Origin of the sequence: Flavobacterium sp. FPG59 (assembly GCF_002150205.1) — a bacterium.
Lineage (GTDB): Bacteria > Bacteroidota > Bacteroidia > Flavobacteriales > Flavobacteriaceae > Flavobacterium.
Genome location: NZ_MTCA01000125.1, coordinates 1 through 8,702 on the forward strand (window position 1 = coordinate 1; position 8,702 = coordinate 8,702).

The 8,702-nt window shown below is 34.1% G+C and carries 9 protein-coding genes; 4 read left to right on the forward strand and 5 right to left on the reverse strand.

The genetic code is table 11. The annotated features are described in order from the left end of the window. Positions 1 to 183: 183 nt before the first annotated feature. From FPG59_RS10975 to FPG59_RS10990, 4 genes are all read left to right on the forward strand, one after another. On the forward strand, positions 184 to 879 hold the full coding sequence (locus tag FPG59_RS10975; protein ID WP_086454647.1) for a hypothetical protein: 696 nt from the start codon (positions 184 to 186) through the stop codon (positions 877 to 879). 311 nt (positions 880 to 1,190) lie between these two features. Further along, a complete protein-coding gene (locus FPG59_RS10980; RefSeq protein ID WP_086454648.1) occupies positions 1,191 to 4,442 on the forward strand; it encodes a S41 family peptidase in 3,252 nt (1,083 codons plus the stop codon). 125 nt (positions 4,443 to 4,567) lie between these two features. Next, positions 4,568 to 4,906, forward strand: a complete 339-nt coding sequence (locus FPG59_RS10985; RefSeq protein ID WP_086454649.1) for a type II toxin-antitoxin system RelE/ParE family toxin — start codon at positions 4,568 to 4,570, stop codon at positions 4,904 to 4,906. Position 4,907: 1 nt separating this feature from the next. Then, a complete protein-coding gene (locus FPG59_RS10990; protein WP_086454650.1) occupies positions 4,908 to 5,207 on the forward strand; it encodes a helix-turn-helix domain-containing protein in 300 nt (99 codons plus the stop codon). Between the two features lie 158 nt (positions 5,208 to 5,365). On the opposite strand, the gene FPG59_RS10995 is transcribed toward FPG59_RS10990, so the two are convergent. From FPG59_RS10995 to FPG59_RS16615, 5 genes are all read right to left on the reverse strand, one after another. Next, complete coding sequence (locus FPG59_RS10995; RefSeq protein WP_086454651.1) at positions 5,366 to 6,328, reverse strand: sodium-dependent bicarbonate transport family permease; 963 nt, start codon at positions 6,326 to 6,328, stop codon at positions 5,366 to 5,368. A 73-nt stretch (positions 6,329 to 6,401) separates the two neighbouring features. Next, the gene (locus FPG59_RS11000) at positions 6,402 to 7,361 is read right to left on the reverse strand and encodes an L-threonylcarbamoyladenylate synthase (RefSeq protein WP_086454652.1); all 960 of its coding nucleotides are present in this window, start codon (positions 7,359 to 7,361) and stop codon (positions 6,402 to 6,404) included. A gap of 3 nt (positions 7,362 to 7,364) precedes the next feature. Next, positions 7,365 to 8,213, reverse strand: a complete 849-nt coding sequence (locus FPG59_RS11005; protein ID WP_254906688.1) for a DUF6671 family protein — start codon at positions 8,211 to 8,213, stop codon at positions 7,365 to 7,367. Continuing rightward, positions 8,194 to 8,496: a hypothetical protein gene (locus FPG59_RS11010; protein WP_086454653.1), complete on the reverse strand. Its 303-nt coding sequence runs from the start codon at positions 8,494 to 8,496 to the stop codon at positions 8,194 to 8,196. The genes FPG59_RS11005 and FPG59_RS11010 overlap by 20 nt, the downstream gene beginning before the upstream one ends. Positions 8,497 to 8,498: 2 nt before the next feature. Beyond that, positions 8,499 to 8,702: hypothetical protein (locus FPG59_RS16615; protein ID WP_217875886.1), on the reverse strand; the 204-nt coding region annotated here is incomplete at its 5' end.

The following is an 8,702-nucleotide window of genomic DNA, read 5'->3' on the forward strand; positions in this document are numbered from 1 at the left end:
AGTTTGAATTATGAGGATTATGACTTTTTTAATAACAAATTTAAGTACTAAAAAAAATATGCTTAAATTTATTTCACGCTAATTAAAGATTACAAATGTGCATTATTTGTTTTATCCAAATCATAATTTAATGAATTGTAAGAATAATATAAATTAAAAATGTAAAAATGTAAAAATGTAAAAATGAAGAAAAAAGTATTTCTAAAGTTGATAATTCTTTTTACCAATATAGTAAGCACAACTACCTATGCCAAAGAGAAAAAGATTAATTATCAGTTCTTTACAACTAATATAAAGAATGACACTATCATTGTAAAAAAGAAAAACAACATAAACAAATCTTATGAGATTGGTTTTTATTCTAAATCATATTCATATTATTGGCTTGTTGGTAAAGACACTTTAGACTTTATTGTTAATGCTACAGAACATGAAAAAGACAGCACTTTACACATAAGTATTCATCATAAAAGACCAATTACATTTACGACTGCTTTATCAAAATTAAATTACTGCCTCTCGCTGAATAAAGAAGACTTTTATTTATCAAAACTCAATTCACTTTATTTCAAAGAACCATTTTTTTATCTTGATATGTCAAAAGATTTATCTACTGAATACAAAAAGCAATTTGGACAAAAAAACATCAATAATGAAAAGCTAAATCAGTTTTTTTTAAAATCAAAACTAAAAGTTCAACTTGATAAATTTTTAAACCAATTCAACAAAATAACTAAATATTTTTCTATCGAAAAATTCCATCTAACAAGTAAAAAACATTACCACGAATATTTGCACAACATTAACTTAGCAGATTATCCAGATGATATAATCAACGGAATGGGGCTATATGTAAAATTAGATGGTCAAAAGAAATAATGTCTTCCATAGATTTAAAAATATTTCATAAACAGTCACCTATATTAATTGTGATATAAATGGACTTGACATTTGGTGATCACCACAACCATAAGTCTTATTCTTATCCATTACTATACTTAAAAAAAATCATTAAAAGCTCCCATAAATAAGTCTCTTGTCACTAAAGGTCTTTAGTTAAAAAGTATAACTCAAAATATTTTTTACTGTTTCATTTTATTTTTTCATGAATTAACAACCCAATAACATACAATACCTGTAACAAAACAGTAATATAAGCTACTAAATGAAGAACTAAACTCTAATAAACTATGAATTTAAAATCTTCATTATACTGTGGCTTATTGTTAGTAGCAAGCTCAGTATCATTCGCACAAGATGCCCTCTGGTTGCGCCATCCCGCGCTCTCTCCAGATGGTAAGAACATTGCTTTTGGCTACAAAGGCGATATTTATGTTGTTAATGCCCAAGGTGGTACTGCAGTTCCTATTACCATTCATGAAGGACATGACATGATGCCTGTGTGGAGCAAAGATGGCAAGCAAATTGCTTTTGCTAGTGACCGCTACGGTAATTTTGATGTGTTTACGCTACCCGTAACTGGAGGCATGCCTACCCGACTAACTTTTAACTCAGCGGCTGATTATCCATATGATTTTTCACCTGATAGCAAAAATGTATTATTTGGTTCTAGCCGTCAAACAAGCAGCAATAACATTCATTTTTACTCGCCGCGTTTGTTCCAAAACCTTTACACAGTTGCAGCAACTGGCGGAAAACCGGTGTTGGTTACTGAGGGCGGAATAGAATATGCGCGCTACAATGCAGCAGGAAATCAAATTGTTTTTCAAGACCGCAAAGGCTACGAAGATGCCTTACGCAAACACCACACCAGCAGTGTAACGCGTGATATTTGGGTATTTGATGTCAACAAAAAAACATACACGCAGTTAAGCACTTACGAAGGTGAAGACCGCGAGCCGGTGTACTGCAACGACAATCAAAATATTTTCTTTTTGAGCGAAGCCGATGGCAACAATCAAAATATTTTTAAGCAAAACCTATCTGCTAAAACAGCAACTGCCATAACTACTTTCAAAAACAATCCGGTACGCCATTTAAGTGTTGCACAAGACAATACTTTGTGCTTTTCTCAAGACGGTGAGATTTATATTTTAAAGGAAGGTCAAAGTCCACAAAAAGTAAAAATCACGATCCAAAATGATGGTAAAGGCAATGTCGAGAAAAACGTACCAATTGCAGGTTCTATTTCAGAGTTTGTACCAAGTCCGAATGGAAAAGAAATTGCAATTGTTTCTAGGGGTGAAATTTTTGTGACCAATGCCGACGGTGGAAGTACAAAAAGAATTACCAACACACCGGAGCAAGAGCGCCATGTGCAATGGTCACCAGACAGCAAAACTCTTATTTATGCCTCAGAGCGTGGTGACAGTTGGGATTTATTTACGGCAAAAGTAGAACGAAAAGAAGAAGCTTATTTTTACGCTGCTACTTTAATCCAGGAAGAAAAATTGATTACGTCTGACAAAGAAGAGTTCCTACCTAAATTTAGCCCAGACGGAAAAGAAATCGCTTTTATCGAAGAGCGCAACATTGTTCGTGTGTATAATTTAGCCAGCAAAACTTCAAGAACCATTTTACCGGAAGGTAGAAACCACAGTTATTCTGATGGTGATTTTGGTTTCAACTGGAGCGATGATAGCAAATGGCTTTTTGTAGATGATAGCATGGGTAATTTTAATGCTACGCACACTGCAATGATCAAAGCCGATGGCTCTGAAACTAAATACCCAATTATGAGTGGTTTTGGCGAAGACGCTGCCAAACAACAAATGAAAGGCAAAGCATTAGCGTGGCTAAGCAGCAAAGAAGGTCGTAAATCATTGGCCAATCAAGGCAGCAGAGAGCTTGACGTGTATGCCGTATTTTTCGATAAAAAAGACTTTGAAAATTTTAAATTATCCAAAGAAGAAGCTGCTCTTACAAAAGAAATAAAAGATAAAGAAAAAGAAGCGGAAGACAAAAAAACGACTGCTAGCACTGATAAAAACAAAAAAGACACTCCTAAAAAAGAGGAAGTTGTAGTTTGGAATCCGGATTTGACTGACCTTGAAACTAGAAAAGTTCGTGTAACCATCAACAGTTCATCTATTGCGGATTTTGTATTTAATGATGAAGGCAGTAAATTGTTCTATTTAGCTTCTTTTGAAAAAGGATTCGACCTTTGGGTAACCGATACCAAAACCAAAGAAACTAAGATTTTAGCCAAACTAGGATCATCTCCAAGTACTTTATTTTTGAGCAAAGACAACAAAACATTGTTTGTGCGAAACGAAGGAGGCTTATCGAAAATTGATACGGAAAGCGGAAAAATTACTGGAATCCCTGTATCGGCAGAGATGGTTTTAAATACAGAGCAAGAACGTAATTACATTTTCAATCACATGTGGAGACAAACCGCTAAGAAATTTTACGATCCAAAATTACATGGTGTAGATTGGCAAATGTACAAAGACACCTATGCTAAATTTTTACCACACATCAATAATAATTATGATTTCCAAGAATTATTGAGCGAAATTTTAGGAGAACTTAACGCCTCGCATACAGGAGGACGCTACAGCGCTAGTTTCCCTAATATGGATGTAACGGCTTGTTTGGGTTTATTGTACGATGAAAAAAATGCCGCTGACGGTTTAAAAGTTACAGAGGTTATTTTAGGAGGTCCTTTTGATAAAACGAATTCAAAACTAAAAGCAGGTGCCACTATCAACAAAATTGACAACGAAGCAATTACTGCTACTACAGATTGGGCTAAATTTTTGAACAGAAAAACAGGTAAACTAATCCTAATTTCAGGTGTAGATGCTAATGGCGTTACCTTTCAAGAAAGTGTAAAACCGATTTCATTTGGTGAAGAATCGGGTTTAATGTACAACCGTTGGATTCGCAAAATGAATCAGATTACTGAAAAATTGAGTAATGGTAAAGTAGGATACGTTCACGTACAAGGTATGAATGACGGCAGTTTTAGAGAAGTTTTTGACCAAGTGATGGGTAAAAATTTCGAAAAAGAAGCTCTGATTGTCGACACACGTTTTAATGGTGGTGGCTGGTTACACGATGATTTGAATACTTTACTAAGTGGCAAACGCTACCTTGAATTTGCACCACAAGGCAACCGCTTGAAAGATGCAGAACCATTAGGAAGATGGACTAAACCTAGCTGTGTTTTAATGAGTGAAGGTAATTATTCAGACGCGTTTATTTTCCCATACGTGTACAAACAAAACGGAATCGGAAAATTAATTGGAATGGGCGTCCCAGGAACAGGCACTGCTGTTTGGTGGGAAACCCAAATTGATCCTTCTTTAGTTTTCGGAATTCCAATGGTAGCTACTATAGGAAAAGAAAACAGACCTACTGAAAACTTACAAGTCAATCCAGATATTCCCGTTGCGATGAAATACGAAGATTATTTGAACGGACAAGACAAACAATTAGAACGAGCTGTTGAAGAAATGCTGAAAACTATCAATTAACATTTTACAGCTTTGAGCTTCGTAGCTTTTATTTAGAAGTTATGTGTTGCTTTTTTTCAGCGGTAAGATTTCAAAAAAAAGCGAATTTATTTGTCGCTTGTTAACTTTTAAGATAACTTTGTAAAATGAGTAGGGAAATTATATTTTACGAAAATTACTTTATTGAGTTTTATCAAAGTCAAGATGAGAAGGTAAAAGAAAAGATAAAATACGTTCTTGAATTAGTAAAGCAAGTTGAGAAAGTTCCAGAAAAATTTTTAAAACATTTGACAGGAACTAACGGACTTTATGAAATAAGAATTGAATATCAATCTAATGTTTATAGAATATTTTGCTGTTTTGATAAAGGAAAATTGGTTGTTCTTTTTAATGGTTTTCAGAAAAAATCACAGAAGACACCAAAAAATGAATTGGTAAAAGCATTGAGTTTAATGAACGAATATTTTCAACAAAAAAACATTTAAAATGAAAGAGTATAAAAACATAAAAACTTTCGACCAACTTATTGAGGCTGAACACGGAAAAATAGGAACAGAAAGTAGAAATAGCTACGAAGAAAAATCGCAAATGTTTATCATAAGTGAGATGCTCAAAGACGCGCGAAAAGAAGCAAAAATAACGCAAGAGCAACTAGCTGAGAGAACGGGAACAAAAAAGAGTTATATTTCTCGAATTGAAAACGGCAAAGGAAACATTCAGCTTTCAACTTTAATCAGAATTTTTGAATTAGGATTAAACAAAAGAATTGGATTAACCTTTTTGTAATAGTTGTAAAGCACTTAGCTATTTTATACTCGAAGTTTTATTTTTGATAGAGAAACTCAACTTTTTAACTCGCAAGCTTGCCAATCAGGAAAACAAAAGGCTGTCCGAAAAAATATTTTTTGGACAGCCTTTTATATTTATTCTTTTATTGCTAAAACCTAAGAACATTGAATAACAGCAAAATATATTGGCATCCCAAAAGTGATGTTAAAAGGGAATGTTACTGCTAGCGCCATTGGTAAAAATATTCCTGGGTTTGCTTTAGGAACCGCAATTTTCATAGCCGCTGGAACCGCAATATAAGAGGCACTTGCCGCTAGAACTGCAAATATAAAACGATTCCCGATATCCTCCGTTACAAAATGACTTAGATAGGCAACAACACTTCCATTAATTAAAGGAATTACTATGGCAAAGGCAAAACTAAACCAGCCACTTTTAAAGAAATCACCTAGTTTACGGCCACTCACAATTCCCATATCTAATAAAAATAAGGCTAGAAAACCTTTAAAAATATCAGTAGTAAAAGGTTTTATTCCCAATGCCTGTTGATCACTAGCGAGCAAACCAATAACTAAACTTCCTAAAATTAAAAGTACACTACCATTAGTAAAAGAGTGAATAACAATGTTTGATAATTTTGTTTTCAGTACATTCTCTTTACTAAACAATCTAATTAAGATGACACCAACAATAATAGCTGGAGCTTCCATCAAAGCCATTACGGCTACCATGTGACCACTGAAAGTGAAATTTTGCAATTCTAAAAACGAAACCGCTGTTACAAAAGTTACTGCACTTACAGATCCATAAGTGGCAGCAATGGCTCCTGCGTTTTCAATGCTATATTTTTTCTTTAAAATAAAAAAAGAATACAATGGAATGATCAGAGCAATTGATACACCAAAAAATATGGACCATACTATATCAAGTGTAAAATGACTGTGTGCTAGCTCTTGACCGCCTTTAAATCCAATGGCAAATAAAAGGTATAAAGAAATAAACTTAGAACTTCCCTCAGGGATTTGCAAATCACTTTTGACTAAAACAGCAATAATTCCTAAAACAAAAAAGAGTAATGCTGGATTTGTTAAATTATCTATTAATAAATTTAAATTCATGAGTTATTTGTTTGACAATTGTATGAATGTCATACAATTGAATTGATATAATTGTTTGTTAGTGTTATAAAAATTACTTTTTGGTAGCTCGTTGTAATCTGTCGTTAATGGCTTTACCAAGTCCGCTATCTGGGAAACGCTCTGCTAGAATAACATCTAGATTTTTTTCATCCAATCTATGCAGTGCAGCATATAATCCTGAAGCTGCCTCTAACATTGAACCCGAAATTGACAAAACTTCTTGGGCACAAATTGATGGGTCTTGAATCTCTTGTTTAAAAGTCAAGACTCCCACTCTTTGATTTGCAAATTTGGCAACATCCTCACTTATCGTATCTGTAAGGTACGTGGTAGTATTTGGTGCGTAATGACGTGACAACATTCCTGGAGCAGGCGGTGCTTTTTCGTCATGCGCTATTGTTTTAAGTGGACCAATGATGGCTTCTAAGTCCTCTATTGCTAGTGATCCCAAACGATACAGAACGGGTTCACCATCTTCAAACCCTATAATTGTAGATTCAATTCCTCTTTCACAACTACCACCGTCTAAAATCATAGGTAATTTATTTTCAAAATAATGCGCAACATGAACCGCTTGAGTAGGACTTATAGATCCAAAAGGATTTGCGCTGGGTGCTGCCAATGGAAAATCCAGTTGCTCTAAAAGTGATAAAGTAACCTTATGATTAGGTACCCTCACTGCTACTGTATCTTTGCCGGCAGTAACCGAATCTGGAACTTGAGGTTGCTTTTTTAACACCATAGTTAGAGGTCCAGGCCAAAAAGCATTTGCTAGTAGCATCGCTTTTTCGGGAATTTCTCTAGCTATAGATGGTAAACTTTCAATAGATTTTATATGAACAATAAGCGGATTGAAAGAAGGTCTTTCTTTTATGCTGAAAATAGATGCTATTGCTTTTGTACTAAAAATATTTCCTGCTAATCCGTACACCGTTTCAGTAGGAATGGCTATCACTTCATCTTGATTTAATAACGCAACAGCTTTTTGAATGGAATTGTTAATTATACTCATAATTTAGGGGTTACAGTAATCACAAAAAGTAGGTTCTTCGGTCATTTTTTGATACGGAAAATTAATTTCGTGTGTGTATTGGCATTTTTTACAACAATATATGTGGCTTAAGGTAGACCGAGTAGGATTTGCACACCAAGAACATGGCAAACCTGGTTTAGCGCTGGTCACCACAAATCCAGGAGTCATGCATTCAGGACATAATGATTGAATAGACTGCAAAAGTTTATTAGCAGCTGTTTCAATAACATGCATTCGAGTGGGATTGAAATGCGCACGCATATCCGTTTCAGCATACACAGTACCGTGTACCTCCATGATATGGTTGTAATATTTTTTTAAATTTTCTTCATTGGTTATTCCCTTAATGACTGCTTTATCATTAGTTGCACTACTTCGTAAAATAATTGCATGCGATGGAAAATGAATTTTTTGAGCAAACATTTTCAATGCCTCATAACTCGTAATGGTCTCACCGTAAAAATTAGTATCTAAACTAAGTTCTCTAACAATGATTTCTAGATCATTTTTTTTATCGATTAAAATGAGGAATTCTTCATCTGCTTGCGCAAAAAACAAAGACGGATGAGGACCAAAAGATCCTTCACTGGCAAGACCTAAATCACAATCAAAGGCATCCATTGCTGCTAGACATTTTTCCCGAACAGTTGCCACAGCCGATTCCTTTCGCTTAATTTCTCCAGAAAATGTACCAAAAACATCCGTATCAAAATTTGAAGGTACAAAACACGTAATCCCTATTCCGTTTTCAAGAATAGGTGCTATTACCTTTTCTTTTTGATGTTTTGTGGCAATTAATAACGATCTGCCATTAAACATTTTTGTCTTCATTGGATCTTGGTCGCATTTCAATTTGGATTACACCGTTAATACGTAATTCCATATTTTTCGCATCGGCTTCTTTAATCAATTCTTTAATATAATCTGATGCTTCTTGTAATGTTTCTCTCCTTCTTTTAGAATGCAAATGATCTTGATTAAACCTAATTTCATTACTAAATTGTTCTAAATTATGGTAATTGATTTTACTATTAATCAATGAAAACAATACTTTCCCGGCTTCTGTAGGTTCAAACTGCCCTTCCACTAATTTAAATTGATACTCTTTTTTCATGATTATTTTAAATTATTTTGTTTTGATAAAATGTAAACGCTGTACACGATTCCTAAACCTAAAATCAAAGTAAAAAGTAAATTTTGAGGTGAAACGAGGTTCAACACAAAACCTGTTAGTAACCAGAGCGCTGCAACAAGTAGACTTCCGTTAATTTTAAATTTAGTTCTCATACAAACACATTTATTTAGTGCTGCAAATGTATC